General features: G+C 72.8%; 25 protein-coding genes and 1 riboswitch. Of the genes, 12 read left to right on the forward strand and 13 right to left on the reverse strand.

The annotated features are described in order from the left end of the window. Positions 1–26: 26 nt before the first annotated feature. Entirely contained in the window at positions 27–1,055 is a 1,029-nt protein-coding gene (locus tag ACFC8N_RS37800; protein ID WP_356020936.1) for a 6-phosphofructokinase, read from the forward strand. Positions 1,056–1,069: 14 nt separating this feature from the next. On the opposite strand, the gene ACFC8N_RS37805 is transcribed toward ACFC8N_RS37800, so the two are convergent. Both ACFC8N_RS37805 and ACFC8N_RS37810 read right to left on the reverse strand, forming a co-directional pair. Beyond that, positions 1,070–2,953: an anthranilate synthase family protein gene (locus tag ACFC8N_RS37805; protein WP_376293568.1), complete on the reverse strand. Its 1,884-nt coding sequence runs from the start codon at positions 2,951–2,953 to the stop codon at positions 1,070–1,072. A gap of 98 nt (positions 2,954–3,051) precedes the next feature. Continuing rightward, positions 3,052–3,114, reverse strand: a complete 63-nt coding sequence (locus ACFC8N_RS37810; protein WP_356021349.1) for a trp operon leader peptide — start codon at positions 3,112–3,114, stop codon at positions 3,052–3,054. A gap of 525 nt (positions 3,115–3,639) precedes the next feature. Here ACFC8N_RS37810 and ACFC8N_RS37815 point away from each other — a divergent pair. From ACFC8N_RS37815 to ACFC8N_RS37825, 3 genes are all read left to right on the forward strand, one after another. Continuing rightward, positions 3,640–5,481 carry a choice-of-anchor P family protein gene (locus ACFC8N_RS37815; RefSeq protein ID WP_376293570.1) on the forward strand — a complete coding sequence of 614 codons (1,842 nt, stop codon included), beginning with the start codon at positions 3,640–3,642 and terminating at the stop codon, positions 5,479–5,481. 117 nt (positions 5,482–5,598) lie between these two features. Next, positions 5,599–6,951, forward strand: coding sequence for a class II 3-deoxy-7-phosphoheptulonate synthase (locus ACFC8N_RS37820; RefSeq protein WP_356020943.1), 1,353 nt, complete (start codon positions 5,599–5,601; stop codon positions 6,949–6,951). Between the two features lie 160 nt (positions 6,952–7,111). After that, positions 7,112–7,354 carry a (2Fe-2S)-binding protein gene (locus tag ACFC8N_RS37825; protein WP_356020945.1) on the forward strand — a complete coding sequence of 81 codons (243 nt, stop codon included), beginning with the start codon at positions 7,112–7,114 and terminating at the stop codon, positions 7,352–7,354. On the opposite strand, the gene bfr is transcribed toward ACFC8N_RS37825, so the two are convergent. Then, complete coding sequence (gene bfr, locus ACFC8N_RS37830) at positions 7,351–7,830, reverse strand: bacterioferritin (RefSeq protein ID WP_071382846.1); 480 nt, start codon at positions 7,828–7,830, stop codon at positions 7,351–7,353. The genes ACFC8N_RS37825 and bfr overlap by 4 nt on opposite strands. 184 nt (positions 7,831–8,014) lie before the next feature. On the opposite strand from bfr, the gene ACFC8N_RS37835 reads away from it, so the two are divergent. Further along, positions 8,015–8,647: a sulfite oxidase-like oxidoreductase gene (locus ACFC8N_RS37835; RefSeq protein WP_356020947.1), complete on the forward strand. Its 633-nt coding sequence runs from the start codon at positions 8,015–8,017 to the stop codon at positions 8,645–8,647. Positions 8,648–8,667: 20 nt separating this feature from the next. Here the strand turns inward: ACFC8N_RS37835 and ACFC8N_RS37840 are convergent, their stop codons facing one another. The 5 genes from ACFC8N_RS37840 to thiO form a co-directional block, all read right to left on the reverse strand. Continuing rightward, entirely contained in the window at positions 8,668–9,561 is an 894-nt protein-coding gene (locus tag ACFC8N_RS37840; RefSeq protein ID WP_376293575.1) for a deoxyribonuclease IV, read from the reverse strand. Positions 9,562–9,630: 69 nt separating this feature from the next. Next, positions 9,631–11,601, reverse strand: a complete 1,971-nt coding sequence (gene pknB, locus ACFC8N_RS37845; protein ID WP_376293577.1) for a Stk1 family PASTA domain-containing Ser/Thr kinase — start codon at positions 11,599–11,601, stop codon at positions 9,631–9,633. Between the two features lie 81 nt (positions 11,602–11,682). Continuing rightward, complete coding sequence (locus tag ACFC8N_RS37850; protein WP_376293580.1) at positions 11,683–12,477, reverse strand: thiazole synthase; 795 nt, start codon at positions 12,475–12,477, stop codon at positions 11,683–11,685. A gap of 3 nt (positions 12,478–12,480) precedes the next feature. Beyond that, a complete protein-coding gene (thiS, locus tag ACFC8N_RS37855) occupies positions 12,481–12,687 on the reverse strand; it encodes a sulfur carrier protein ThiS (RefSeq protein ID WP_356020956.1) in 207 nt (68 codons plus the stop codon). Next, positions 12,684–13,868: a glycine oxidase ThiO gene (gene thiO / locus ACFC8N_RS37860; protein ID WP_376293584.1), complete on the reverse strand. Its 1,185-nt coding sequence runs from the start codon at positions 13,866–13,868 to the stop codon at positions 12,684–12,686. Before thiO ends, thiS begins: the two co-directional genes overlap by 4 nt. Beyond that, positions 13,866–13,977, reverse strand: a riboswitch (TPP riboswitch). It overlaps the preceding gene by 3 nt. A gap of 53 nt (positions 13,978–14,030) precedes the next feature. On the opposite strand from thiO, the gene ACFC8N_RS37865 reads away from it, so the two are divergent. From ACFC8N_RS37865 to ACFC8N_RS37890, 6 genes are all read left to right on the forward strand, one after another. Continuing rightward, positions 14,031–14,381, forward strand: coding sequence for a hypothetical protein (locus ACFC8N_RS37865; protein WP_071372417.1), 351 nt, complete (start codon positions 14,031–14,033; stop codon positions 14,379–14,381). A gap of 32 nt (positions 14,382–14,413) precedes the next feature. Next, a complete protein-coding gene (locus ACFC8N_RS37870) occupies positions 14,414–15,646 on the forward strand; it encodes an FAD-dependent oxidoreductase (RefSeq protein ID WP_362820578.1) in 1,233 nt (410 codons plus the stop codon). Between the two features lie 74 nt (positions 15,647–15,720). Beyond that, positions 15,721–16,086 carry an Rv2175c family DNA-binding protein gene (locus ACFC8N_RS37875; RefSeq protein ID WP_158919883.1) on the forward strand — a complete coding sequence of 122 codons (366 nt, stop codon included), beginning with the start codon at positions 15,721–15,723 and terminating at the stop codon, positions 16,084–16,086. A gap of 103 nt (positions 16,087–16,189) precedes the next feature. After that, complete coding sequence (gene thiE / locus ACFC8N_RS37880; protein ID WP_356020963.1) at positions 16,190–16,837, forward strand: thiamine phosphate synthase; 648 nt, start codon at positions 16,190–16,192, stop codon at positions 16,835–16,837. Between the two features lie 130 nt (positions 16,838–16,967). Next, positions 16,968–17,891, forward strand: coding sequence for a methylenetetrahydrofolate reductase [NAD(P)H] (gene metF, locus ACFC8N_RS37885; protein WP_362820580.1), 924 nt, complete (start codon positions 16,968–16,970; stop codon positions 17,889–17,891). 56 nt (positions 17,892–17,947) lie between these two features. Continuing rightward, the gene (locus tag ACFC8N_RS37890) at positions 17,948–18,874 is read left to right on the forward strand and encodes a hypothetical protein (protein WP_356020968.1); all 927 of its coding nucleotides are present in this window, start codon (positions 17,948–17,950) and stop codon (positions 18,872–18,874) included. A 31-nt stretch (positions 18,875–18,905) separates the two neighbouring features. Here ACFC8N_RS37890 and ACFC8N_RS37895 read toward each other — a convergent pair whose 3' ends face one another. From ACFC8N_RS37895 to ACFC8N_RS37915, 5 genes are all read right to left on the reverse strand, one after another. After that, positions 18,906–20,417 carry a phytoene desaturase family protein gene (locus tag ACFC8N_RS37895; RefSeq protein ID WP_376293591.1) on the reverse strand — a complete coding sequence of 504 codons (1,512 nt, stop codon included), beginning with the start codon at positions 20,415–20,417 and terminating at the stop codon, positions 18,906–18,908. A 58-nt stretch (positions 20,418–20,475) separates the two neighbouring features. Next, the gene (locus ACFC8N_RS37900) at positions 20,476–21,078 is read right to left on the reverse strand and encodes a DUF4126 domain-containing protein (RefSeq protein ID WP_376293593.1); all 603 of its coding nucleotides are present in this window, start codon (positions 21,076–21,078) and stop codon (positions 20,476–20,478) included. 387 nt (positions 21,079–21,465) lie between these two features. Next, positions 21,466–22,095 carry a TetR/AcrR family transcriptional regulator gene (locus tag ACFC8N_RS37905; protein ID WP_356020975.1) on the reverse strand — a complete coding sequence of 210 codons (630 nt, stop codon included), beginning with the start codon at positions 22,093–22,095 and terminating at the stop codon, positions 21,466–21,468. Positions 22,096–22,142: 47 nt separating this feature from the next. After that, positions 22,143–24,227 carry a YhgE/Pip family protein gene (locus tag ACFC8N_RS37910; protein ID WP_376293595.1) on the reverse strand — a complete coding sequence of 695 codons (2,085 nt, stop codon included), beginning with the start codon at positions 24,225–24,227 and terminating at the stop codon, positions 22,143–22,145. Further along, positions 24,214–24,990 carry an ATP-binding cassette domain-containing protein gene (locus ACFC8N_RS37915; RefSeq protein WP_362820585.1) on the reverse strand — a complete coding sequence of 259 codons (777 nt, stop codon included), beginning with the start codon at positions 24,988–24,990 and terminating at the stop codon, positions 24,214–24,216. Before ACFC8N_RS37915 ends, ACFC8N_RS37910 begins: the two co-directional genes overlap by 14 nt. 179 nt (positions 24,991–25,169) lie before the next feature. Here ACFC8N_RS37915 and ACFC8N_RS37920 point away from each other — a divergent pair, with 179 nt between their 5' ends. After that, on the forward strand, positions 25,170–25,730 hold the full coding sequence (locus ACFC8N_RS37920) for an SAV_6107 family HEPN domain-containing protein (protein WP_356020982.1): 561 nt from the start codon (positions 25,170–25,172) through the stop codon (positions 25,728–25,730). Positions 25,731–25,898: the final 168 nt, after the last annotated feature.

The following is a 25,898-nucleotide window of genomic DNA, read 5'->3' on the forward strand; positions in this document are numbered from 1 at the left end:
GGAAACCGTGGCGAAGGGACTTTTCCATGCGGGTCGGAGTACTGACCGGAGGCGGTGACTGCCCCGGGCTCAACGCCGTCATCCGGGGCATCGTCCGCAAGGGCGTGCAGGAGTACGGCTATGACTTCACCGGCTTCCGGGACGGCTGGCGGGGCCCCCTCGAAGGCCGCGCCGTCCGCCTCGACATCCCCACGGTGCGCGGCATCCTGCCCCGGGGCGGCACCATCCTCGGCTCCTCGCGCACCAATCCCCTGAAGGAGGACGACGGGATCCGCCGGATCAAGGACAACATGGCCAAACTGGACGTCCAGGCCCTCATCGCGATCGGCGGCGAGGACACCCTCGGCGTCGCGGCCCGGCTGTCCGGCGAGTACGGGGTGCCCTGCGTCGGGGTGCCCAAGACGATCGACAACGACCTGTCGGCCACCGACTACACCTTCGGCTTCGACACCGCCGTCAACATCGCCACCGAGGCCATCGACCGGCTGCACACCACCGCCGAGTCCCATATGCGGGTCCTGGTCGTGGAGGTGATGGGCCGGCACGCCGGCTGGATCGCCCTGCACTCGGGCCTGGCCGGCGGTGCCAACGTCATCCTCATCCCCGAGCAGCGCTTCGACGTCGACCAGGTCTGCGCCTGGGTGACCTCCCGCTTCCGGGCGTCGTACGCCCCCATCGTGGTCGTCGCCGAGGGCGCCATGCCCAGGGACGGCGACGTGGTGCTCAAGGACGGCTCGCTCGACTCCTTCGGACACGTGCGGCTCTCCGGGGTCGGCGAGTGGCTGGCCAAGGAGATCGAGCGGCGCACCGGAAAGGAGGCCCGGACCACGGTCCTCGGCCACGTCCAGCGCGGCGGCACGCCGAGCGCCTTCGACCGCTGGCTCGCCACCCGCTTCGGCCTGCACGCCATCGACTGCGTCCACGACGGCGACTACGGCATGATGGTCGCCCTGCGGGCCACCGACATCGTCCGCGTCCCGCTGGCCGAGGCCACCGCCAGGCTGAAGACGGTGGACCCGAAGCTGTACACGGAGGTGGGGGTCTTCTTCGGCTGAGCGAGAGCTCGTCCTCAGCGCCGGTCGGCACAGGGCAGCCCGTCCGGCGTTCGGGGACGGGCCCCGCCGATCAACTCCCGCACGATCGCCGCCCCGTTCAGGCTGAGCACCGACTCCGGGTGGAACTGCACGCCCGCGAAGCCCGGTCCCCGTACGGCGTGCACCTCGCCGTTCCCGGCCCGGCTCACCTCGATGCCGTGCGCGGCCAGCTCCCGGGCCGCCTCGTCGTCGCAGCGGGCGACGAAGCTGTTGTAGAAGCCGACCGTCTCCGCACGCCCGAACAGGTCCACGGCCGTCTGCGCCCCCTGGTACGGCACCTCCTTCCGCACGATGTCCAGGCCCAGCTCGGCCGAGATCAGCTCGTGCCCGAGGCAGACGCCGAGCACCCCGTGCCGGTGCTCCCGCAGCACGGCCGCCGTCAGCTCCCGCAGGAACCGCATCTTCGGGTCGGCCGGGTCGGCCGGGTCGCCGGGGCCGGGGCCCAGCACGAGGGGACCCTCGTGCGCGAGCGCCGCCGCCCGCAGCCCCGGCTCGTCGTAGCGCCGGACGGTCACCTCCAGGCCGCCCGAGCGCAGCACGTGCGCCAGCATCGCCGTGAAGGTGTCCTCGGCGTCCACGACCAGGGCGTGCCGGTCGAGCGAGGGCAGCCGCTCCTGCATCCGCAGCCAGAACGGGGCCAGCGAGGACCGCCGCCCGTCCAGCGCGGCCCGCACCCGCGGATCGTCGGCGAGCCGGGGCAACTCCCGCTCCGCGCGCGGCCGGGCCGGCCGCACCCCGAGCGCCGCCAGCACGCCCGCCGCCTTCGCATGGGTCTCCGCGACCTCGCTCGCCGGATCCGAACCGCGCACCAGCGTCGCGCCGACCCCGACCCGCAGCCGGCCGGCCGCGTCGATGTCGGCCGTGCGGATCAGGATGGGGGAGTCCAGGGTCTGCGCGCCCCCGGAATCCCGGCCGAGCAGCGCCAGCGCACCGGCGTAGTAGCCCCGGCCGCCCGGCTCGTACCGCTCGATGACCCGGCAGGCGTTCTGCACCGGCGAGCCGGTCACGGTCGCCGCGAACATCGTCTCCTTCAGCACCTCCCGCGCGTCCAGCGACGACTTCCCGCGCAACTCGTACTCGGTGTGCGCGAGATGGGCCATCTCCTTCAGCCGCGGTCCGACGACGACCCCGCCCATGTCGCCGACGGTGCACATCATCTTCAGCTCCTCGTCGACGACCATCGACAGCTCCTCGATCTCCTTGCCGTCGGCGAGGAAGGAGAGAAGGTGCTCCGGGGTCGGGCCCTCGGCGGGATAGCGGTACGTCCCGCTGATCGGGTTCATCACGACCGTCCCGCCGGACATCCGCACGTGCACCTCGGGGCTGGCCCCGACCAGCGTGCGGTCCCCGGTGTGCACCACGAACGTCCAGTACGCGCCCCGCTCGCCCGCCAGCAGCCGGCGGAACAGCGCCAGCGCGTCCGCGCGCCCGAAGCCCGGGATCCCGCCCTCGTACGTCCGCCGGATCACGAAGTTGGCGCCCTCGCCCCGGCCGATCTCCTCGGCCAGCACCTGCCCGACGATCCCGGCGTACTCCTCGTCCTCGATGTCGAACCCGCCTCCCTCGACCCGGACTTCGTGCCCGGGAAGCTGCTCCAGGGCCTGCTCCAGCGGGATCTCGTACGACTCCTCGGGGATCAGCACCAGCAGCGGGGTGGCGTCGTCGCGGACGTCGAAGCCGCGCTCGCGGATCTGCCGGAACGGGACCAGCGCCAGCCCCTCGTCGGGGAGATCGGCGAGCCGGTCGCGGGCCGAGACGGGGCCCCGCAGCAGCTCGACCATGTCGTGGTCGCGGCCCGGTGCGCGGCGGCGCAGGAGGGCGAACGGTCGGTCGTCGTCCAGCAGTCGGGTCAGGTCCATGGCTCCTCGGTTCCTCGTGCGGTGGGAGGAACGGCCCGGCCCTGGAAACACCGAAGGCCGCCCCTCGGGCGGCCTTCGCGATGTCTGGGTACGCGCAGTCAGTGGGCCGCCGGATGAGCGGTCCACCACCAGTTCTGGTTCATGGGCGAGTGCGCGAACATGTCCCGCACCCTACCCGATCCGGCCAAGCCTTGGCGGGTTCATCCGTCCGACGCCCCCTTCCCGGAGGCTGTGTCCGGCCCCGTGCGCGTTCGGCGACCCGCTGCTTCACGCCGTCCCCACAGCGCCCTCACGCCCGGCGCGCCGACGCTCCGCAAACGGAAGTAGGCCGAAAAAACCGGCAATTGAGCGTCATTTATTGACGCGTACACGATCTGACTTCCAGTCTTCCCCCGGACCGCTTTCGTCCCACGGGGGAGGAGAAAGTCATTTCCACACCACTGTCCTCACGGCCGCACCCGCGGCCGAGACGGCGCGCCGCACGGGCGCTGACCGTCCTCGCCGCCGCGGCGGCACTCGGCGCCGCACCGCTCGCCACCGCACAGGCCGCCACCGCGCCGGACACGACCGGCGGCGGCACCACCGCGATCCACTACCGGGGGCACACGTTCACCGTCCCCGCCGACTGGAAGGTCGTCGACCTCGGCAAGAACCCGGCCACCTGCGTCCGCTTCGACCGGCACACCGTGTACCTCGGCACTCCGGGCGCCCGGCAGAACTGCCCCGCCGACGTGACCGGCCGCACCGAGGCGCTGCTCGTCCGGCCCTCGACCGCCACCAAGGCCGCCGTCACCGAGAACCCCACCTCACGGACGTACAGTGCGACCGCCGCCGGCATCACCGTCACGGCCGGCTACGGCGGTGACCGTGCCGGGATCGAGCGGGTGCTCCGCAGCGCCGGGCTGCCGGTGGCCTCGGCGCGGACCGCGGCGCCGTCCGCCGCGCCGGCCGCGCTCGCCGTGCCGGCCGACGCGACCTCGTACCAGGGCACCGGCTTCGACGCCTGCGACGCCCCGAGCCAGGCGGCGATGAACGCCTGGAGGGGCTCCTCCGGCTACGGCGCCGTCGGCGTCTACATCGGCGGCGAGAACCGCGGCTGCTCCCAGGCGAACCTCAGCGCCCAGTGGGTGCAGACCCAGTACACGAACGGCTGGCGCTTCCTCCCGATCTACGTCGGCAAGCAGGCCACCGCCGACTCGGGCAGCTGCGGCGGGCGCTGCACGGTCATCACCGACCCGGCCCCGCAGGGCAGCGCGGCCGCCGACGACGCCGTCGCACAGGCGAAGGCGCTGGGGCTCGGCGCGGGCTCCGTGCTCTACGAGAACATGGAGAACTACCCGCCCGGCGGCGACAACACCTCCCGGGTGCTCGCCTACCTCGACGCCTGGACCAAGCAGCTGCACGACCTGGGCTACCGCTCCGGCGCGTACGGCGGCGGGGCGTCCCTGACGCCCGACCTCGTCGCGGCGGCCGGGAAGATCACCCTGCCCGACGTGATCGACACCGCCCGCTGGGACAACCGGGCGACGACCGACGACCCGGCGATCCCGGCGGGCCTCTGGGCCGACCACCAGCGCGTCCACCAGTACGCGGGTGATCTGACCGAGAGCCACGGCGGCGCCACGATCGGCATCGACCGCGACTTCATCGACGTGGGAACCGGCGGCACGCCTCCGCCGCCCCCGCAGAAGAAGACGACCAAGCTCGCCTACACCGGCCCGAAGACCGTCTCCGACGGCTCCCCGGCCGCCCTGTCCGCGACCCTCACCACCGACGCCGGCGCGCCCGTCGCCGACAAGAAGGTGAGCTTCGCGCTCGGCGCCCAGACCTGCGACGGCACGACGGACGCCCAGGGCGCGGCGACGTGCACCATCGCCTCGGTCGACGCCCCGCTGAACGCCGACGCGACCGTCCCGGTCAAGGCGTCCTTCGCCGGCGACGACGGCTACCTGCCCGCCGAGACCACCGACACCGTGCGGCTCCAGTACGTCACCGGGCGGGCCTACGGCCTGTCGGCCGACGTCTCGCTGCTCGGCCTGCCGGTGGTGTCCGTCCCGCCGACGCCCGACACGGGCACCGTGCGCACCGCGGGCGCGAGCAGCACGGCGCCGCCCTGCACGGCCGACGTCAACATGCTCGTGCTCACCTCGAAGACGCTGTGCGCCCGGGTCGACACCAAGGCCGGACCCAGCGGCGCCACCTCGACCGCGTCCCTGGAGGAGGCCACGGTCGGCCTGCCGGGCCTCCCCGTCCTCAAGGTGTCCGGGATCAAGGCCGTCTCGACCAGCACCTGCGGCGCGGTGTCGGGCAGCACGGACCTCACGCTCACCGTGGCCGGTGTCCCGGTCAGGCTCGACGGCAGCGTGAACGAATCCGTCGACCTCGGAGTCGTGGGCGCCAAGCTCGTGGTGAACGAGCAGGTCAGGACGGCGGACGGCGGCCTCACGGTCGACGCCGTGCACCTGACCGCCCCCGGGGTGGACGTGGTCGTCGCGTCCAGCACCTCGGCGGCGCACAACTGCGGCTGACCGCCGCCGGGAACGGGCCCCCGTGCACGGGGGCCCGTTTTCCACATCCGGGCGGGATGCGTCTCACTTGATGAGCGAATGAGGGGGTCGGTGACCGCACCCCGTAAGGTATAGAGGGTGACCGTGAACGCTAAGACCAGCGCAAGCGCTGGCAACACCTGGCGAGACCTGCCCGCGGCGCAGCAGCCCGAGTACCCCGACCTTGAGGCTCTGCGCGCAGTGATCGCGGACCTCGAGTCGTATCCGCCGCTCGTCTTCGCGGGCGAGTGCGACCAGCTGCGCGCCCGGATGGCGGCCGTCGCCAAGGGAGAGGCGTTCCTCCTCCAGGGCGGCGACTGCGCCGAGGCCTTCGACGCGGTGTCCGCGGACCACATCCGCAACAAGCTGAAGACGCTGCTCCAGATGGGTGCCGTCCTCACCTACGCGGCCGCCGTGCCCGTGGTGAAGGTCGGCCGGATCGCGGGCCAGTACTCCAAGCCGCGCTCCAAGCCGACCGAGACCCGCGACGGCGTGACCCTCCCGGTGTACCGGGGCGACTCCGTCAACGGCTTCGACTTCACCCCGGAGTCCCGGATCCCGGACCCCGAGCGGCTGAAGCGCATGTACAACGCCTCGGCGTCCACGCTGAACCTGGTGCGTGCCTTCACCACCGGCGGTTACGCGGACCTGCGCCAGGTGCACGCCTGGAACCAGGACTTCGTGCGGACCTCGCCGTCGGGCCAGCGTTACGAGCAGCTCGCCCGGGAGATCGACAGCGCGCTGAACTTCATGCGGGCCTGCGGCACGGACCCGGAGGAGTTCAAGACCGTCGAGCTGTTCTCCTCGCACGAGGCGCTGCTGCTGGACTACGAGTCCGCCCTCACCCGGGTCGACTCCCGCACCGGCAAGCTGTACGACGTCTCGGGGCACATGGTCTGGGTCGGTGAGCGCACCCGCCAGCTGGACGGGGCGCACATCGAGTTCGCCTCGCGGATCAGCAACCCGATCGGCATCAAGCTCGGCCCGACGACGACGGCCGAGGACGCGCTGAAGTACATCGACCGTCTCGACCCCGAGCGGGAGCCGGGCCGGCTGACCTTCATCGTCCGCATGGGCGCCGACAAGATCCGCGACAAGCTCCCCGAGCTCGTCGAGAAGGTCACGGCGTCCGGTGCGACGGTGGCCTGGGTGACCGACCCGATGCACGGCAACACCTTCGAGGCGGCCTCCGGGCACAAGACCCGCCGCTTCGACGACGTGCTCGACGAGGTCAAGGGCTTCTTCGAGGTCCACAAGGGCCTCGGCACCCACCCGGGCGGCATCCACGTGGAACTGACCGGCGACGACGTCACCGAGTGCGTGGGCGGCGGCGACGAGATCTTCGTCGACGACCTGCACCAGCGCTACGAGACGGCCTGCGACCCGCGGCTGAACCGCAGCCAGTCGCTCGACCTGGCCTTCCTGGTCGCGGAGATGTACCGGAGCCAGTGACCGGCCTGCCGACAGGCCCGGGACGATCTGGGGCGCGGATCACATCCGATCCGCGCCCCTCCCCACTTTTGCGGACCCTGCCCGACAGGTAAGGTTAGGTTTGCCTCACCGATCAAGGGGATGGCGGCAATACGGAAATCCCGGCGGGAGGTGAATCCGCGTGTACGTGTGCAGCTGCTTCGGCATCACCGAGGAGCAGGTCAAGCAGCACGCGGAGGGCGGTGCCTGCACCCCCCGCCAGATAGCCTCCGCCTGCAAGGCGGGCACGGACTGCGGCTCGTGCGTCCGCCGTATCCAGGCCCTGCTCGGCCGCGGCGCCTGCCCCCGCCGCGAGCTCGCCGACCAGGGCAGGCCGGTGCTGGCCGAGCTGCCGCCGACGCCCGGGATCGCGGAAGCGGCCTAGCTCTCCGGCTGCTCGATGATCTGCGCGATGTAGAGCGCCTCGCCGAGCTTCTCCACCAGCTCCAGCTGGGTGTCGAGGTAGTCGATGTGGTTCTCCTCGTCGGCGAGGATGTCCTCGAAGATGTTCGCGGACGTGATGTCGCCCTTCTCGCGCATGACCTTGATGCCGCGCTTGAGCCGGTCGATCGCCTCCACCTCGATCTGCCGGTCCGCCTCGAACATCTCCTTCACGCTCTGCCCGACACGGACGTGGAACAGCCGCTGGTAGTTCGGCAGCCCCTCCAGGAACAGGATCCGGTCGGTCAGCACCTCCGCGTGCTTCATCTCGTCGAACGACTCGTGCCGGGTGTACTTGGCGAGCTTGTACCAGCCGAAGTTCTCCTGCATCTTCGCGTGCAGGAAGTACTGGTTGATCGCGGTCAGCTCGCCGGTGAGCTGCTCGTTGAGGAACTCGATGACCTCGGGGTCGCCCTGCATCGCAGCGGCTCCTTCCATGGGGGACGGGGGGAGGTGTGAGGCCGCATGATTGCATCGGCAACGAAGATCGTCCAGTAAGTGGACGCTTAGTAAGTTCGCCCTGACTTGAGGCTTCTTGTCCGGTTCATGGGGGACGGCGGAGGGATGGTCAAGGGCACTGCCCGAGGTCTGTCAGGATGGATACATGGGTCATCCGGTGGAGCGAGAGTCTGGAGCGGCGGCAGGGTCCGAGCTCCCGCCGGGTCAGCGGCTCCAGCGTGGCTGGCCGGTCACGCACTACGGACCCGTCCCTAAGTTCCGCCCCGAGCGCTGGGAGTTCCGGGTCTTCGGCGTCACCGCCGACGGCGACAAGCACACCTGGGGCCACGAGGAGTTCACGGCCCTGCCGTACACCACCGTGGTGGCCGATCTGCACTGCGTGACGAAGTTCAGCATGACCGGCGCCGAGTGGGGCGGCGTCCCGGCGGCCGCGATCCTGGACCTGGCCCCGCCCGCGCCGGACGTCACCCATGTGATGGTCTGGGCGGAGTACGGCTTCAGCTCCAACCTGCGCCTGTCGGACTTCGCCTCCGACCGCACGATCTTCGCCACCCACAAGGACGGCGAGCTGCTCACCGCCGAGCACGGCTTCCCGGTCCGTCTGATCGTCCCCCACCTGTACGCCTGGAAGGGCCCGAAGTGGGTCCGGGGCGTGGAGTACATGACCGCCGACCGCCGCGGTTTCTGGGAGGAACGCGGCTACCACAACATCGGCGACCCCTGGAAGGAACAGCGCTACTCCTACCAGGAGGAACCGGGGGAGGGTCCGGAGCTGTAGCGCCGGCGCCCCGGTGCGGGTCAGCCGTCGCGCAGCTTCTTCAGCCGCTCCACGTCCGCCGCGTGCCCCTCCCGGCCGCCGGGTGTCTCGATGATCAGGGGCACGCCCTCGGTCGCCGGATGCGCCATGAGCGCCCGGAACGGCTCCTCGCCGATGTGTCCGGAGCCGATGTTCGCGTGCCGGTCCTTGTGCGCGCCCACCACGTCCTGGGAGTCGTTGGCGTGGATCAGCTTCAGCCGCCCCTCGCCGACCGTGTCCACCAGCAGGTCCAGGGTCTGGTGCATGCCGCTCGGGCCGGTCAGGTCGTGGCCGGCGGCGAAGACGTGGCAGGTGTCCAGGCACACGCCCAGCTTCGGATGGGCGTCCAGCGCCTCGAAGTACGGCCCGAAGTCCCAGGTCCGCGAGCACAGCGAGGCGCCCTGCCCGGCCGTGGACTCCAGGAGCAGGAACGGGTCGTCGTCGTGCGTCAGTTCGTCCAGCAGCGGCAGCATGTGCTCGCGCACCTGCCGCAGTGCCACCGACCGCTCGCGCCCGCCGGTCGCGCTCCCCGTGTGCACGACCACGCCCAGCGCGCCGATCTCCCGCCCGCGCCGCAGCGAGTGCCGCAGCGACTCCACCGACCGCTCCACGGTCGCCTCGGTGTGCGATCCGAAGTTGATCAGGTAGGGGGCGTGGACGTACGCCGGGATCGACTCCTCGGCACAGGCCGCGCGGAACGCCTCGTCCTGCCGGGGGTTGCCGACGGGCGTGGCCCAGCCGCGCGGGTTGGCCACGAAGACCTGCACGGTCTCCGCCTTCAGCGCGCGGGCGTACGGCAGCCCGACCGTGTGCAGGCCGCCGGCCACGGGCACGTGCCCGCCGACGGGGTTGCGGGGCAGGGGGACACGGGGAAGCGGCGACTGCTGGGGACTCACCCGTTCAGGGTGTCATGCCCGCCCCGGCCGCCGGACCAGGGTCCCCGTCGGCCCCCACGGGGCGAGGGGTCAGCGGATGGTGATCGTGATCGTCGAACCCTTGGGGGCCGTGCCGCCGCCCGGCACCGACTGCTTCTTCACGGTGTCCCCGAACAGGCCGAGCAGACCGCGGTCCTCGCTCACCTTGAAGCCCGCGCCCTCCAGCGCCTTGTGCGCGTCGGCCACGCTGTCCCCGGTCACGTCCGGCACCTGGACCATCTGCGGGCCCTTGGACAGGGTCAGCGTCACCGTGTCGCCCGCCGCGGCCTGGCTGCCGTCGCCCGGGCTCTGCCGGGCCACCTTGCCGTTGTCGTACTCGGAGTTGACCCGGTCGGGCGCGATCACGACCTTCAGCCCGGCGTCGGTCAGCGTCTGCCGGGCGTCGGCCGGATCGTCGCCGGTGACGTCTGGGACGCCGACCGGGCTGCCCTTGCTGACGACCAGCGCGATGGCGGCGCCCGCGTGCCGCTTGGTGCCCGCCTGCGGGGTCGTGCCGATCACGGAGCCCTCGGTGACGCTGTCGCTGAACTCCCGGGTGACCATGCCCGGCTCCAGCCCGTCCGCCTTCAGCAGTCTGCGCGCCTCGGCCAGCGGCCGGCCCGTCACGTCCGGCACGTTCACCGTCTCCGGGCCCAGTGAGACGGTCAGGGCCACGGCGTCGTGGCCACGGATCCGGGCGCCGGGCGCCGGGTCCGTGCTGATGACCGTGCCGCGCTGGACGGCGTCGTTGTACCGGCGCTTGATCGGCCCGACGTCGAGCCCGGCCGCCCGCAGCCGCTCGCGCGCCTGCGCCTCGGTCTTCGACAGCAGCGGCGGGACGTGCGTGAACTGGCCGGAGTTGATGTACCAGACGCCCGTTCCCAGGCCGAACACCACCAGGACAGCGGCGATGACGGTCAGCAGCAGGTGCTTCGGGCGCCTGCGACGCGACGGGGGCGGGGCCTGGAGCCGGCTGGTGCGCTGGACGCCGTCGAGGGACTCGTGCTCGCCCACGGGCAGCGGGCGGGATGGGGGTCCCCCCGCGCGAGCGAAGCCGAGCGTGGGGGAGGTCAGCGAGCGGGGCACGGTCAGCGAGCGCGGTATCACGCTCGTACGGTCCCCGGCGTTGTCGTGCTCCGCGGACAGCGCCTGGGGCGGTGCCGCGTCCAGCTGCTCGGCGCTCAGCCCCTGGCGCGCCTCGCGCACCCGGGCGAGCAGCGCCACGGCGTCCTGCGGGCGGACCTCCGGGGTGCGCGCGGTGGCCGCCGCGACCAGCCGGTCCAGCTCCGGCGCGAGCCCCGGCACCAGCGCCGAGGGCGGCGGCACGTCCTCGTGTATGTGCTTGTAGAGCACCAGGGCGGGGGAGTCCCCGGAGTGCGGCTTGTCCCCCGTCAGCATCTCGTAGAACACGACACCGCACGCGTACACGTCGACGCGCGGGTCCGCGGTGCCCTGCTCGATCTGCTCGGGCGCGAGATACGACACGGTCCCGAGCACGGCGCCCGTGGTGCTGGTCACGGTGTCCACGGACCGCACGAGCCCGAAGTCGGCGACCTTGACCCGTCCGTCGTCGCCTATCAGTACGTTCTCGGGCTTCATGTCCCGGTGCACGAACCCCGCCCAGTGCGCGGCACCGAGCGCGGCGAGGACGGGCTCCAGGATGTCGAGGGCCGCGCGCGGCTGCAGCGCCCCCCGCTCGCGCAGCACGTCGCGCAGGGTGCACCCGGCGACGTACTCCATCGCCAGGTACACGTACGACCCGTCGGTGCCCTGGTCGAAGACCTGGACGACGTTGGGGTGGGCGAGCCGGGCGACCGACTTCGCCTCCCGGATGAACCGCTCGACGAAGGTGGCGTCGGCCGCGAGCGTCGGGTGCATCACCTTCAGCGCGAGAACGCGGTCCAGCCGGGTGTCCAGGGCCCGGTAGACCGTGGCCATCCCGCCGACGGCGATCCGCGCGTCGACGCGATAACGGCCGTCGAGCACCTGCCCGACGAGGGGGTCCTGAAGGGTCGTATCCACGAGAGGGGAGTCTACGAGGACCGACCGACAAACCCCGATCCGAGCCCGCCTCCCGCCGGCTACTGAAGCCGACCTGTGACGCTAGAACGCCGGCCGCTCGGGATCCAGCCGGGCCATCCCCTCCGTGGGGGACGACGCCTCGGCGAAGTGCCTGCGGGGGATCCGCCCGGCCAGCCGGGCCAGCCGGCCGCCCTCCACCGCATGCCGCATCGCGGCGGCCATCAGCTCCGGCTCCTGCGCCCGGGTCACCGCCGAGGCGAGCATCACCCCGGCGCACCCCAGCTCCATGGCCAGCGCCACGTCGGACGCCGTACCGGCCCCCGCGTCCAGGATCACCGGCACGCGCGCGTGCTCCACGATCAACTGGAAGTTGTGGGGGTTGCGGATACCGAGCCCCGACCCGATCGGCGAGCCCAGCGGCATCACCGCCGCGCACCCGGCGTCCTCCAGCTTCCGCGCGAGCACCGGATCGTCGTTGGTGTACGGCAGCACCGTGAACCCCTCGTCCACCAGCGTCTCCGCCGCCTCCAGCGTCTCCACCGGATCCGGCAGCAGGGTGCGCTCGTCGGCGATGACCTCCACCTTGATCAGGTCCGTGCCCAGCGCCTCCCGGGCCAGCCGCGCGGTCAGCACCGCCTCCCCGGCGGTGAAACAGCCCGCCGTGTTCGGCAGCACCCCGATGCCCAGCTTCTCCAGCACCGACAGCACCGAGCCGTGCACGGAAGGATCCACCCGCCGCATCGCGACCGTCGTCAGCTCCGTGCCGGAGGCGATCAGCGCCCGCTCCAGCACCTCCAGGCTGGTCGCACCGCCCGTACCCATGATCAGCCGTGACGAGAACGTCGTACCCCCGAGGACCAAGGAATCGTCGGCCATGCTTCAGCCCCCCTGTACGGCGGTGAGGACTTCCACGCGATCGCCCTCGCCCAGCGGTGTGTTCGCCCACTGCGCGCGCGGGACGACGGTTTCGTTGACGGCCGCGGCCACCCCGGAGGGCGCGGCGACCAGGGAGCGGACGACGGAGTCGAGCGCGGTGCCCGGAACGATCTCCCGGCGCTCTCCGTTGACAGAGATCGAGATGTTCATGCGGGCTGCTCCTGAAGGGCGGCGGAGGGGGCGACGGCGCCGAAGCGCCGCGGTGTGAACGGGCGGGCCTCCTCCGGCAGTTCGCCGTCGGCCAGCAGTCCTGCCATGACATCGCCGGTGACCGGCGTGAGCAGCACCCCGTTGCGGTAGTGCCCGGTGGCCAGCACCAGCCCGTCCAGCCCGGACGGGCCGAGCAGCGGTGCGTTGTCCGGCGAGCCGGGGCGCAGCCCGGCGCGGGTCTCGGTGAGCGGCAGCTCGGTGATGCCCGGCACCAGCTCGTGCGCGTCGCGCAGCAGCTCGTACACGCCGCCCGCGGTGACCGTCGTGTCCCAGCCGAGCTCCTCGCTGGTCGCGCCGACGACCAGCTCGCCGTTCTCCCGGGGCACCAGGTAGACGTGCCCGCCGCGGACGACGGCCCGCACGGTACGGCTCAGGAACGGCGCGTACGCGCGCGGCACGGTCAGCCGCAGCACCTGCCCCTTGACCGGCCGCACCGGCGGCAGCAGCCCCTCGGGCACCCCCGCGAGCCGCCCGCTCAGACTGCCGGCCGCGAGCACCACCTGCCCGGCGCGCGGCGCGGTGCCGTCGGCGAGGGTGACCCCGGCGGCGCGGCCGGCCGCGACGTCCAGCCGCTCGGCCCACGCGCGGTGGAACACCACGCCGGACCGTTCGCACGCGACGACGAGGGCCGTCGCGAGCCGCCGCGGGTCGATCTGGTGGTCGCCGTCGACCCGCAGCCCGCCGCGCACCCCGGGTGCCAGCATCGGCTCCAGGCGCCGGCACTCCCGCCCGGACAGCCACTCGGACTCCAGGCCCGAGCGCCGCTGGAGGGCGTGCAGTTCGCGCAGATGGGCACGGTCGTCGGCGTCGAGCGCGACCTGGAGGGTGCCGCAGCGGCGGTAGCCGAGGCCGTGGCCGGTCAGCTCGGTCAGCTCGGCGGCGAAGTCGGGGTAGCGGCGCGCCGATTCGAGGTTGAGGGCGAGCAGGGTCTCCTCGCCGTAGTGCAGTTCGGTGACCGCGGCCAGCATCCCGGCCGCGACCCGCGCGGCCCCGCCGCCGGGCTCGGGGTCCACCACGGCCGTGGCGAGCCCGCGTTGCGCCGCGCGCCAGGCCGTGACCAGGCCGATGATTCCGCCCCCGATGACGAGGACGTCGGACGTGTCGGACGTACGTGACGACATGGGCGTCCAGCCCCTCCCTTCGCCGGCATGACCCGGATCAGGTTCGTACGGTCGGAGGCCGCCAGCCTCCCTCTCAGCCCGGTGCGTCCGGGCTCCCGCGAGTGCTTGTACGGTGGCCACCCTAGCCCGCGGCCCGCCTCACCCGTAAGGGAGCCCCTGCCCATGGCCCGCTCGCTCGACGGACTCATCCTCGCCCCGGTCGCGGACCAAGCCCCAGGTCAGGTGGGTACGCGCACCCGGTTCCTGTACCACGAGAAGGACGGCGAGATCTGGGCCGAGTACGCGGGCGGCGACGTGGTCCGCGGCCATCTGGTCGGCACCCGGGAGGGGGACCGGCTCGACTTCCGCTACGTCCAGCTGAAGACCGACGGCACGACCTCCTGCGGCCACTGCGTGTCCACGGTCGCGGAGCTGCCGGACGGGCGGGTGCGGCTCGCGGAGACCTGGGAGTGGGAGTCGCAGGCGGGGAGCGGGACGAGTGTTGTGGAACAGGTCACCGAGCACGCCCCATGACTGACGGATTGTCACGTGCCTATGGTGATCGGGTGAGCGAGCAGACAGCGGAAGAACGCACGTCACCGGGGCGGCGCGTGGTCGTCGTCGGCGCGGGCATGGCCGGGGTGCAGACCGCGGTCGCCCTGCGCGAGCAAGGCTTCAAGGGCGCCGTCACCCTGATCGGCGCCGAACCGCACCAGCCCTACGACCGGCCGCCGCTGTCCAAGGCCGTGCTCCTCGGCAAGGCCGAGGACTCGGCCTTCGAGGTGGACTTCGAGTCGCTCGGCGTGGAGCTGCGGCTCGGCTGCGAGGCGCTGGGCGTGCACCCCGCCGCGCACGAGCTGGACACCGAGGCGGGCCCGGTGCCGTACGACGTGCTGGTCCTCGCCACCGGCGCCGAGCCGATCACCCTGCCGGGCACCGAGGGCGTGCCGGGCGTGCATCTGCTGCGCACCCTGGACGACGCCGAGCGGCTGCGGCCGGTCCTGGCCGAGCAGCACGAGATCGTGGTCGTCGGCGCCGGCTGGATCGGCGCCGAGTTCGCCACCGCCGCGCGCGCGGCGGGCTGCGCGGTCACCGTCGTCGAGGCCGCCGACCGGCCGCTCGCGGGTGCCCTGCCCGCGGAGGTCGCGGCACCCATGGCCGCCTGGTACGCGGACAGCGGGGCCACCTTGCGCACCAACGCGCGCGTGGAGCGCGTCGAGCCGGGCGCGGTCGTGCTCGCCGACGGCACGCGGCTGCCCGCGGGCGCCGTCGTCGTCGGCATCGGCGCCCGCCCGGCCACCGGCTGGCTGGCTGGCTCCGGCATCGAGCTGGGCGCCCACGGCGAGATCGTCGCCGACGCCCGCCTGCTCACCAGCGTCGAGGACGTGTACGCCGTCGGCGACTGCGCCTCCTTCCCGTCGGCCCGCTACGGGGAGCGGCTGCTCGTCCACCACTGGGACAACGCCCTCCAGGGCCCGCGCACGGTCGCCGCGAACATCATGGGCGAGACCCCGACGGAGTACGACCCGGTGCCGTACTTCTGGTCCGAGCAGTTCGGCCGGTTCGTGCAGTACGCCGGGCACCACGCGGCGGCCGACCGACTGGTGTGGCGCGGCGACCCGGCAGGCCCGGCCTGGACGGTGTGCTGGCTGCGCGCGGACCGCCTGGTGGCCCTGCTGGCCGTGGGCCGCCCGCGCGACCTGGCCCAGGGACGCAGGCTGATCGAGGCGGGCCGCAGGATGGACGCGCGGGCGCTGGCGGATCCGGGCAGGCCTCTGAAGGACGCCGTCGCCGAATAGCACACCCTCCCACACCCTCCCGCCTGGACCTGCCTGACTTCCGACTGTCAGTGGGGGATGGCAGGCTTGTTCACGTGACCGAGATTGACGCAAAGATCGATGCTCTCGTCCCCGCCTGGCTCACCCTCCCCGACATCGCCGAGATGCTCGGCGTCGAGGTGACGCGCGTGCGGCAGCTGGTCAAGGAGGGCCAGCTCATCGCCGTACGCCGAGGGGAGAACCGGGCGCTGCACGTCCCCGCCGCCTTCATCGACGGGGACAAGGTCGTCAAGGGCCTGACCGGGACCCTGACGCTCCTGCGGGACGACGGCTTCACGGATGAAGAGATGCTTGAGTGGCTCTTCACCCCCGACCCGACCCTGCCCGGCACCCCCGCGCAGGCCCTGAGCGAGAATCGCGGCACGGAGGTGAAGCGCCGCGCCCAGGCGCTCGCCGTCTGAGCCGAGCCCTACCACGAGGGGGCGTACGGGCCGCCGCCGTGAGCAGCGGCCCGTACGCCACCCCGACATCCGTCAGCGACACCGACCCCGGGGGGACCCACGCATGTCCGACACCGCACGCGCCGCGCTCGCCGGCGCCCGCCTGTACCTGTGCACGGACGCGCGCAGGCGCCAGGGCGACCTGCCCGAGTTCCTGGACGCGGTCCTGGCCGGCGGTGTCGACATCGTGCAGCTGCGCGACAAGGGCATGGAGGCCGCCGAGGAGCTGGCGCACCTGGAGGTCTTCGCCGACGCCTGCGCCCGGCACGGCAAGCTCCTCGCGGTCAACGACCGCGCGGACGTCGCCCACGCCGCCCGCGCCGACGTGCTCCACCTCGGCCAGGGCGACCTGCCCGTCCCCGCGGCCCGCGCGGTCCTCGGCGACGAGGTGCTGATCGGCCGCTCCACGCACGCCGAGTCCGAGGCCGCCGCGGCCGCCGCGCAGGACGGCGTGGACTACTTCTGCACGGGCCCCTGCTGGCCCACCCCCACCAAGCCCGGCCGCCACGCCCCCGGCCTCGACCTGGTGCGCTGCACCGCCGCCCTCGGCACCGAGCGCCCCTGGTTCGCCATCGGCGGCATCGACCTCGGCAACCTCGACGAGGTGCTGGAGGCCGGCGCCCGCCGGGTGGTCGTCGTCCGCGCGATCACGGAGGCGGACGACCCGGGTGCCGCCGCGGCGGAGTTCGCCAAGCGGCTGCCGCAGGTGTGAGGCCCTGCCCGGGTGATGACGGGCCGGCCCCGTCCATGAATTTGTCCAAGGGATGGACAGGAGAGCGACAATTCGGGCAAATTTCCGGCGCCCGGTTGGGGGACCGCCGCCCCCTGGCTAACCTGCCCGTATGGCCCTCGGAACCGCATCCACCAGGACTGATCGCGCACGCACCGTGCGTGACATGCTCGCCGCCGGCAAGACGACGTACTCGTTCGAGTTCTCCGCGCCGAAGACCCCCAAGGGCGAGCGGAACCTGTGGAGCGCGCTGCGGCGGGTCGAGGCGGTCGCGCCCGACTTCGTCTCCGTGACCTACGGCGCCGGCGGCTCCACCCGCGCGGGCACGGTCAAGGAGACCCAGCAGATCGTCGCCGACACGACGCTCACCCCGGTCGCCCACCTCACCGCGGTCGACCACTCCGTCGCCGAGCTGCGCAACATCATCGGCCAGTACGCGGACGCCGGTATCCGCAACATGCTCGCCGTGCGCGGCGACCCGCCCGGCGACCCCATGGGCCAGTGGGTCCCGCACCCCAAGGGCCTGACCTACGCGGCCGATCTCGTCCGGCTCATCAAGGAGTCGGGCGACTTCTGCGTCGGCGTCGCCGCGTTCCCGGAGATGCACCCGCGCTCCGCGGACTGGGACACCGACGTCGCCCACTTCGTGGACAAGTGCCGCGCCGGCGCCGACTACGCCATCACACAGATGTTCTTCCAGCCGGAGTCGTATCTCCGGCTGCGCGACCGGGTGGCGGCCGCGGGCTGTGACACCCCGGTGATCCCCGAGGTCCTCCCTGTCACCAGCGTGAAGATGCTGGAACGGTTGCCCAAACTCAGCAATGCGGTCTTCCCGGACGCTCTGAAAGAGCGGATCCTCACAGCGAAGGACGATCCGGCGGCGGTACGCTCCATCGGTATCGAGTTCGCCACGGAGTTCTGCGCTCGGCTGCTCGCCGAGGGAGTGCCCGGACTGCACTTCATCACGCTCAACAACTCCACGGCGACCCTGGAAATCTACGAGAACCTGGGTCTGCACCACCCCCCGCAGGCCTAGACCGGCCGCACCGCGATAGGACACACTGCGTAGCGGTCACTGGGAGAGGGGCGTACATGGGCTGGACGGTCCTCTACATCGCGTTCGGTGTCGTCGCGCTGTGGTTGCTGGGCGAAGTGCTGCTTCAGTACAAGGCGCGGCTGCGCTGGAGGCTGCTCGCCTTCGCCGGCTTCCTCGGTGTCGTGGTCGGTGTGCTGTTGCCGTCCGTGATCGTGATCGGCGTGGGCGCCATCGCCTTCGCCGTCGGCCAGACCTACGTCACGCTGTCGTTCCGCCGCGGCTTCGCCGCCGGCTGGGCGGTCAAGCGGCCCGACGGCGAGAGCGACGCCGGCAGCGGCGGCAGCAAGCGCCGCCGCGGCAGGGCGGACCGGCAGGACCCGACGCTGGAGGTCTCCGACCCGGAGCCCGCCGCCCACGAGGACGAGCACGAGCCCGAGCAGCCCGGCTACGCGCAGGGCCACGAGGGCTACGACGACTACGACCGCGACGACGTCTTCACCCCGGCCCGGCCCGCCGAGAGCACCGCTGTCTACGAGCCCCAGCCCATGCCCGAGGACACCGGCTCCTACGGCGTCTACGGCGAGACCGCCACCCACGCGGCCCAGCCCCAGGGCACCGGCCAGCAGGCCTACGCCTACGACTACTCCGGCTACGGCCAGCAGGGCTACGGCTACGCCGCCGGCGACCAGCAGGCCTACGCCAACTACTCCGACCCGTACGTCGGCAGCCAGCCCTACGGCGGCGGGTACGACGCGGGCTACGCCGGGCAGTACGGCCAGCAGGGCTACGCCCAGGACCCCTACGCCGGCGGCGGCTACGGGGAGACCCCGCCCGGCGGGGTGTGGGTGCCGCAGCAGCGCACCGACGAGGCCTACGGCGGCGAACTCCCGCAGGAGCAGCCGTACCCCTACCAGGGCCAGGCGCACGGCCACGCGCAGCAGCCGCAGCCCGGCGCCGGGTACGACGAGCAGTACCGTTTCTGAGGCCGTTACCGCGCCTCGGGCCCGGGCCGGCTCACTGGGAGCCGCGGAACTCCGGGCCCTCCACGATCAGCCCCGCCACCAGCGCACCCGACATGCCCGCGTGCGCCAGGCCGCCGCCCGGATGGGACCAGCCGCCGACCCGGTACAGCCCGGGCAGCCGGGTGGTGTTCGCCGGGTGCAGGTAACGGCCCCGGCCGGCGGCCAGCGCGGGGGCCGGCACCGCGCCGAGGAAGGCACTCGTCTCGTCGTCGGAGTCGTCCGGCGTGCGCACCTCCTGCCACAGGACGCGGTCCCGCAGGCCCGGTATAGCGGCCCCGGCGGCGTCGAGGAGATGGTCCGTGTACCGCCGGACCATGCCCTGGTCGTCCCAGTCGACGGCGCTCGGCACCACCGCGGACAGCACCATGGACTCGTGCCCGTCGTCCGGCCGGAGCGCGGGATCGTCGGGGCGCAGCACGGTCACCGTGGGCCACGGCGGCCGGTCCCCCTCCGCCGAGGCCAGGAAGTCCAGCTCGGACACCGGGTCCGGCGCGTGGACGACCGTGCGATGCGCGGCACCGGCCGCGCGCCCGCCGCGCAGGGCCAGCAGCACGGCGAACCGCCCCGGACGGGTCGTGAACGGGTCGGCCCGGACATCTCCGTCCTGGTCGAGCGGACGGTCCGTCATCACCTTCAGCCGCGCCGGGTCCACGTCCGCCACGACATGGTCGGCCTCGGCCACCGTGCCGTCCCGCAGCTCCACGCCCGTGGCCCGCCCGTCCTGGTCCAGGATGCGCATGACCTCCGCGTCGAAGACGAACTCCACCCGCCGCTTCAGACACCGCTCGTACACCGCCCGCGCCAACTCCCGGATGCCGCCGCGTACATACCAGGTGCCGAAGGCGTGCTCCATGTAGGGCAGCACGGCGGTGCTCGCCGGGGCGGTCCGCGGATCCAGGCCGTGGGCGAGCGCGCTGCTCGCCAGCAGGGCCGCCAGCCGCTCGTCGCGCAGCTCCCAGGCGCCGATCTCGGCCAGCGTGCTCGCGCGCCGCGTGCGCAGCAGCCGCTTGTGCGGGACGCCCGGGTACGGCTCCTTGTCGGCCAGCACCCGCCAGTTGGGCCACAGCGGCTCCTCCAGCAGCGGCCTGCGCGTGCGGTCCCAGGCCTCCCGCGCCCGTACCAGGAAGTCGCCCCAGCGCTCGCCCGCGCCCGCGCCCAGCGCCCCCTCCAGCGCCGAGACCACACCCGCGCGCGAGGCGTTCGGCACCGACACCTCCGTGCCGTCCGCGAAGACGTGCCGCGCGGACGGGTCGACCTGGACCAGCTCGACGCAGTCCTCCAGCGGCTCCTTGCCGGTCTTGACGAACAGATCGCGGTACACCGCGGGCAGCGTCAGCAGGCCCGGGCCGGTGTCGAAGGCGAACCCGTCCCGCTCCAGACGGCGCACCGCACCGCCGTACGTGTCCGTCCGCTCGTACACCGTCACCCGGTGGCCCGCGACGGCCAGCCGGGCGGCGGCCGCCATCGCGCCCATCCCGGCGCCGATCACCACAATCCGTGCCATGCCTGCGACTTTATCGACCGCCACTGACAATCCCGCCCGCGGGCGGTCCCCGTGCAGGTCAGGGCGCCCGTGAGGCGAGCCGGCGCTCCTCCCGGCGCTGGGCGCGGCGGCGCAGGAAGCGCCGGATGCGGGAGACCAGGAGGACCAGCACGGCCAGCCCGCCGGCCAGCAGGACGGCCGCGACGAGCGCCGCCGCCTGCGGGTGGAACATCGCGAGCGACACGACACCGCCCACGCCGAGATCCTCGGCGAGGCTGAGCACGACGTTGCTGAACGGCTCCGGCGAGGTGTTGACCGCCATTCGTGTCCCGGCCTTCACCGTGTGGCTGGCCAGCGCCGTCGAGCCGCCGATCAGACCGGCCGCCACGTCCGACACCGAGCCGCTGTGCCCGGCGAGCAGCGCGCCCACCCAGGCGCCCGCGAGCGGCCGGACCACCGTGTGCACCGAGTCCCACACCGAGTCGACGTACGGGATCTTGTCGGCGACCGCCTCGCACAGGAACAGCACGCCGGCGGCGATCAGCACCTCGGGACGCTGCAGCGTCTGCGGGACGTCGTCGCTCACCCCCGTCAGGCCGAACAGGCCGAGGAGCAGCACCACCGCGTAGGCGTTGACGCCGCTGGCCCAGCCGCTGGTGAACACCAGGGGGAGTACGGACACGGACGCGATCGTAGCCAGGCGCGGGCCCGCGGGCGTGGGCACGCGCGCGTACGGCTGAGTATCCGTACCTAGGCGGCGAGATGAGTACCCGCGCGGATGGGCCGCGACCCGTGCGGACGGGACAGTGGAGGCACGGCAAGGGGGCGCGGCCCGGCACCGCCGACACGGGGCGGCGGAACGGCGCCCGCCACCTGGCCGCTCCTTCCGCCGATCCGTCGGCGGAAGCGAGACGGGGGACCCGGGGAACGACCGCCCACGGGGGACCGACGGGGGAGAACCGTACGGGGGAGTACGGGGAGCAAGGGGAAACCGGGGGAACAAGGGGAACGGGAAGGCGCCGGTCCGGCAAGGGACCGGCGCCTTTCCCCTGCTCTGCGACGGCGGCGCTCAGCCCCTGCCGCTCACGCGCCCCTGGAGCAGCCGGGACAGGGCCGCGTGGACGTCGTCCAGGGAGCGCTCCGGCTGGAAGGCCTTCCAGTCCAGCGCGGCCACCAGGACCATGCCGACCAGCGCGGCCGCCGTCAGCGGGACGTCGATCTCGTCGCTGAACTCCCCGCCCGCCACGCCCTCGCGCAGCACCCCTTCGACCACCGCGACGGCCTCCTGACGGACCACCATCAGCGTGGACTGCCAGGCCCGGTTGGTGCGCCAGAGCTCGGCCACGTACAGCTGGGTGAAGGCCGGGTAGCGGTCGATGAAGACCAGGCCCGCGCGGACCATCGCGTCCAGCGCGTCCACCTTGCTGCCGCCCGCGCGCGCGGTGTCCTGCGCGGCCTCCTTCAGGGAGGCGGTGAGCAGGCCCACACCGTGCCGCAGCAGTTCCTCGAAGAGGACCGACTTGCTCGCGAAGTTGTAGTAGACGGTGCCTTTCGCGACTCCGGCCCGCTCGGCGATCTCGTCCACGGTGGTGGCGGAGAAGCCCTGCTCGGCGATGAGCGTGACGGCCGCCTCGTAGAGCTTCTGCCGGGTGGCCTCGCGGCGCGTGCTGCCGCCGGACCTGGCGCTGCTGCTTTCCATGGCCCCGATTCTCACAGGTACGCGCGCGTGCCGAGTCTCCTCGGGGATCACAGGCTCAGCTCCGGGTGCAGCCGGTCGAGCGTCCACACCTGGCGGCGCCGGGCCGCGACGGCGGTCAGCGCGAGCGCGCCCGCGGTGTACGCGGCCAGCACGGCGCACGCCTGCCAGACCGGGCCGAGCCCGCCGCCCGTGATCAGCCGGCGCAGCGCCTCCACGATGTAGCTCATCGGCAGGAACGGGTGGATCGCGTTGAAGAAGCCCGGACTGGTCTGCACGGGGTACGTGCCGCCCGCCGAGGTCAGCTGGAGCATCAGCAGGGCCAGCACCAGGATCCGGCCCGCCGCGCCGAAGCGGGCGTTCAGCCACTGGACGATCGCCCCGAAGCACGCGGTGACCAGGAACAGGAAGCCGACCGTGCCCGCCGCGTGCAGCATCTGGAGGCCGATCGCCCAGTGCAGCACGGCCATCAGCGCCGCCACCTGGAGCACGCCCACGGCGACCACCGGCAGCCAGCCGGCGAGGGCGATCCGCCAGTCCGGCGAACCGGCCGACAGGGCGCGCCGGTTGAGCGGCTGGATCAGCATGTAGGCCACCATCGCGCCCACCCAGAGGGACAGCGGGATGAAGTACGGGGCGAACCCGGTGCCGTAGTTCGGTGCCTTGTGCAGGTCCTGTGAGGCCAGCTGGACCGGATCGGCCATCACGCCCGTGCGTGCGTCGCGTTGGCCCTTGTCGTAGTCCGGGATCTTCTTCGCGCCGTCGTGCAGCCCGCCGGCGAGCCGGTCGGAGCCGTCGGACAGCTTGTACATGCCGCCGCTCAGGGTCTGGGCGCCGGTGGCCGCCGTGCCGATGCCCCGGTCGAGCGTGTCCGCGCCGGTCCGGGCGGTGCCGAGGCCGGTGTGCAGCTTCTTGGCGCCCGCGGCGACCTTCTGGGCGCCGTCGTTCAGCTCGTCGATCTTCTTGACGGCGTCGTCGACGTCCTCGGACAGGTGCGGTGCCCGCGCGGCGAGGGCGTCGGCCTGCTTCTGGAGCGTGCCGAGGTTGGCCCGCATCGTCCTCAGGTCGCCGTCCTGGTCGGCGACCAGCGTGTCGAGGTCGTCGGCGACGGTGGCGACCTCGTCGGCGGCCGTCCTGGCCCGCTTGAGGTCCGGGCAGACGGGGTCCGGGAGGACGGCGGTCTCGCAGCGCGCCTTGTAGATCTCGTCGAGGAGGGCGGCGGAGCCGTGCGCGGTCTTGTCGGCGACGGGCGCGAGCTTCATCAGGACGTCGAGGTTGTCCTTGACGGTCTTCGCCGAGTCGGAGACCAGCCGGGCGGTGTCCCCGATGGTCTTCTCGTTGCTCTTCAGGAACGGTCCGGCCTTGTCGTAGACCCCGTCGACCTTGTCGGCGAGTTCCTGCGTGCCGTCGGCGACCTGCCGGGAGCCGTTCTGGAGGTCACCGGCGCCGGAGTCCAGCTTCTTCAGGCCCTTGGCCAGGCTGCCGCTGCCGGTCTTGGCGTCCTTCAGTCCGTCGGCGAGATCCTTGGAGCCCTTCTCCGCCTTGCCGATGCCCGTGTTCAGCCTGTCGGCGCCCTCGGCGGCCGTGACGGTCTTGCCGTGGATGTCGGAGAACGAGACGAAGATCTTGTCGAGGAAGCTGCGGGAGGCCTTGGCGGAGGCGGCCGAGCGCACCTCGTTGAAGACGGTCCGGGAGATCTGGCCGACGATGTAGTTGTTCGCGTCGTTGGTACGCACGCGCAGGGCGCCGGCGACGGGGGTGTCTCCCGAACTGGACGCGATCCGGTGGCTGAAGTCGGCGGGCATCGTCAGCGACAGGTAGTACGTGCCGTTCTCGACGCCCGCGCGGGCCTCGTCGTCGCTCACCTCGTGCCAGTCGAAGGTCCGGCTGTCGCGCAGCCCGGCGACGATGTCGTCGCCGGCGGTGATCTTCTTCCCGCCCGCCGTGGCGCCCTTGTCGTCGTTCACCAGGGCGACCGGGATGCGGTCCAGGCGGCCGTACGGGTCCCAGAAGGACCACAGATACAGGGCGCCGTAGAGCAGGGGCAGCACGAGCAGCGCGACCAGGGCGGCGCGGGGCAGCTTCCCGCGCCCGAAGCGCCTGAGTTCGAGCGCGGCCAGCCTAGGCGAGCGCATCGGCGTCCTCCTCGGTGTCGCTGTTGCCGCCGCTCCTGTCGGCGGCGGCTTCCTCGCCGGCCGGGGCCGCGGTGTCCCTCGCCCCGGTCCGCACGGCCACGCAGTCCGCGGGTGCGGTGCGGCAGACGGCCGCGACCGTGGTCCCCGCGCGCGTGACGGACCGCAGCAGGTCCCAGGCCGCGGCGCGCTCGGTGTCCGAGAGCTTCAGGTCGACGTCGTCGACACCGAGCAGCCCGGGCCGGCCGAGCAGGGCCAGGGCGATGGACAGGCGCAGCTCCTGGAGCCGCTCCAGGTCGCGGACGGCCGTCCGGGAGCCCTTGGGCAGCGTTTCGAGGTCGAGTCCGGCGGCGGCCAGCGCCGCGTCGACGCGCAGCCGTGCCTCGTGCGCGCGCTGCGGGCGGGGGCGCAGCAGCTCGCGCAGGGAGTCGCCGAACCGGCTCTGGAGCAGCGCCCGTTCGCGCAGGTGCTCGCCGACGGTGAGGGCCGGTTCCAGGTCGGTCACCCCGGCCGCGTTGGCCACCGCGCTGATCCTGCGCAGCGCGGCCATGCGCCGCGGGAGGGCGAGCCCGCCGACGGCAGCCGTGCCCTCGGTGGGCTTCATCCGCCCGGTGAGCGCGAGCAGCAGGCTCGTGCGGCCTGAGCCGGACGGTCCCTCGATCGCGATGAGCGAGCCGGGTACCGCGTCGAAGGTGAGGCCGCGGAAGGCCCACCCCCGCGGTCCCTTGAGTCCGAGGCCCTCGGCCGTGACGTCCACGCCGTCCACAAGCCCCCCTGCCTGATCGCCGATATTTGAACTGACTGGTCAGTGCAAAAATACGCCCGAACCTTCGATCGAAGCAAAACCCCAGGTCAGAACGGATTGTCAGTGGCATACCTCACGATGGGCACATACGGCGCACCCGTGTGAGGGCGTGCCGTCACCCAGACGACAGGAGGTTCGTCATGGCCAACCCGTCCGCCGCCGCCCGCCGGCGCCGCGCCACCGGCCCTGCCCCCTCACCGACCGGCCCGGCGAGCGACGTGCACCCCGTGCTCCGCCGGACCACGGCTCCACCCGCCGCCCTCGACCTGCTCGCCCAGGCCCGCGCCGGACTGGAGGAGACCGCCGTCCTGGAAACTCCGAACGAGCGCTATGCGACGGCCCACCTCGCCGCCCTGCGCACCGCCGCCGCCGTGCTCGCCGCCCGGGGCCGGCCCGAGACCAACCCGCGCCGCCGCGCGCGGATCCGCAGCGCCTGGGAGGTACTGCCCGAGATCGCCCCCGAACTGACCGAGTGGAGCGCGCTGTTCGCCTCCGGCGCCGCCCGCCGCGCCCGCGCCGAGGCCGGCATCCAGGGCGCGGCCGGACAGCGCGACGCCGACGACCTGATACGCGACGTCGCGATGTTCCTGCGCATCGTGGAGCGGATGCTCGTCCTCCAGCCGGTCCTGCCGCAGCCCCGCAGGGATGCCGGTGAGCCACCCGGCCCGAGCACCCGGGGAGGCCTCCCGGACGCGGGCTGACCCACGGCCCGGGGCGAGCCGGGGGCGAGCGCCCGCGGCGGCGGTCGAAGGGGACGGCCGCAGCGGCGTCCGCCGGGCGAGACGCACCGCGACCTGCGCGGCCGTGGGTGACCGGCGGGGCATCCGAGGCAATAGGGTGGAGGTTGCCTGAAGCGTTCCGCCCTGCCG

It is taken from the genome of Streptomyces sp. NPDC055966, from assembly GCF_042269865.1.
Lineage (GTDB): Bacteria > Actinomycetota > Actinomycetes > Streptomycetales > Streptomycetaceae > Streptomyces.

What these genes read in the sequence shown, in the direction of transcription:
- ACFC8N_RS37800 (WP_356020936.1), top strand. Translation starts at nt 27, where the DNA reads ATGCGGGTCGGAGTACTGACCGGAGGCGGTGACTGCCCCGGGCTCAAC.
- ACFC8N_RS37805 (WP_376293568.1), bottom strand. Translation starts at nt 2,953, where the DNA reads ATGGACCTGACCCGACTGCTGGACGACGACCGACCGTTCGCCCTCCTG.
- bfr (WP_071382846.1), bottom strand. Translation starts at nt 7,830, where the DNA reads ATGCAGGGCGACCCCGAGGTCATCGAGTTCCTCAACGAGCAGCTCACC.
- ACFC8N_RS37835 (WP_356020947.1), top strand. Translation starts at nt 8,015, where the DNA reads ATGGGTCATCCGGTGGAGCGAGAGTCTGGAGCGGCGGCAGGGTCCGAG.
- ACFC8N_RS37850 (WP_376293580.1), bottom strand. Translation starts at nt 12,477, where the DNA reads ATGGCCGACGATTCCTTGGTCCTCGGGGGTACGACGTTCTCGTCACGG.
- thiS (WP_356020956.1), bottom strand. Translation starts at nt 12,687, where the DNA reads ATGAACATCTCGATCTCTGTCAACGGAGAGCGCCGGGAGATCGTTCCG.
- thiO (WP_376293584.1), bottom strand. Translation starts at nt 13,868, where the DNA reads ATGTCGTCACGTACGTCCGACACGTCCGACGTCCTCGTCATCGGGGGC.
- ACFC8N_RS37865 (WP_071372417.1), top strand. Translation starts at nt 14,031, where the DNA reads ATGGCCCGCTCGCTCGACGGACTCATCCTCGCCCCGGTCGCGGACCAA.
- thiE (WP_356020963.1), top strand. Translation starts at nt 16,190, where the DNA reads ATGTCCGACACCGCACGCGCCGCGCTCGCCGGCGCCCGCCTGTACCTG.
- metF (WP_362820580.1), top strand. Translation starts at nt 16,968, where the DNA reads ATGGCCCTCGGAACCGCATCCACCAGGACTGATCGCGCACGCACCGTG.
- ACFC8N_RS37890 (WP_356020968.1), top strand. Translation starts at nt 17,948, where the DNA reads ATGGGCTGGACGGTCCTCTACATCGCGTTCGGTGTCGTCGCGCTGTGG.
- ACFC8N_RS37895 (WP_376293591.1), bottom strand. Translation starts at nt 20,417, where the DNA reads ATGGCACGGATTGTGGTGATCGGCGCCGGGATGGGCGCGATGGCGGCC.
- ACFC8N_RS37905 (WP_356020975.1), bottom strand. Translation starts at nt 22,095, where the DNA reads ATGGAAAGCAGCAGCGCCAGGTCCGGCGGCAGCACGCGCCGCGAGGCC.
- ACFC8N_RS37910 (WP_376293595.1), bottom strand. Translation starts at nt 24,227, where the DNA reads ATGCGCTCGCCTAGGCTGGCCGCGCTCGAACTCAGGCGCTTCGGGCGC.
- ACFC8N_RS37920 (WP_356020982.1), top strand. Translation starts at nt 25,170, where the DNA reads ATGGCCAACCCGTCCGCCGCCGCCCGCCGGCGCCGCGCCACCGGCCCT.